We start from the raw sequence: 706 nt of genomic DNA on the forward strand, positions 1-706 counted from the left end.
GGATCTACGCTGGTCACGGGGGCTGATGCAGCGTGATGCGGCTGCATCACGGTCTGTGTCACGGCGGTGGATGGGGTCGGCTCGGCGAGCGGGGCGTGATGCGGGACGGGGTCGGGGGTGGGGGTCTGCATCACGGGGATGGTGCGGGGGTCGGCGGGCGCGACGGGGGTCTGCGTCACGACGTCGGTGTGCTCCGGCGCGGCGGCGGACGCTTCCGCTTCCTGCATCAGCTCCCACGACGCGCCGGCGATGGTGACATCGACGACGAGCGGCAGGATCGCCGCGACCGCTGGCGGGAACCCGAACAGCAGCATCAACGCCCGCAGCGTCATGAAGCTGACCGAGAACGCGCCGAGCGCCACCGACGCGATGACGAGGTGACCGACCCAGTCGGCCCGCCAGCCCCGTGCCCCGCCTGGGGCGGTGACCTTGTTGTGCGTGGCCCAGAACAGGAACACCGGGGCGAGCGACGCAGCAACCGCGGCACCCCATCCGTAGACGTTAGGCGCCGTGAGTACGGCGTGCGTGATGTTCCCAGCCATGCTGGCGACCACCGCGAGCGCGAGGAGCCCCTTCCACCTGGTCCAGCTCATCCGACGCTCCCCGCGTTCAGCAGCTCGCTTGCCCGCGCGATCACGCAGCTCCAACCATCTCGGATCCACGCGGCGAGCCCGACCGCCGCGACGACGCCGAGCTCATCCGCCGC

The 706-nt window shown here is 71.2% G+C and carries 1 protein-coding gene; it reads right to left on the reverse strand.

Features of this window, described 5'->3' with window-relative positions; translation table 11 throughout:
• A partial coding sequence (locus tag ABD908_RS27475; RefSeq protein WP_345002096.1) for a DUF2637 domain-containing protein occupies positions 1–593 on the reverse strand: 593 nt, incomplete at its 3' end.
• Between the last annotated feature and the right edge of the window lie 113 nt (positions 594–706).

The sequence above is a fragment of the Tsukamurella soli genome (genome assembly GCF_039541155.1).
GTDB lineage: Bacteria > Actinomycetota > Actinomycetes > Mycobacteriales > Mycobacteriaceae > Tsukamurella > Tsukamurella soli.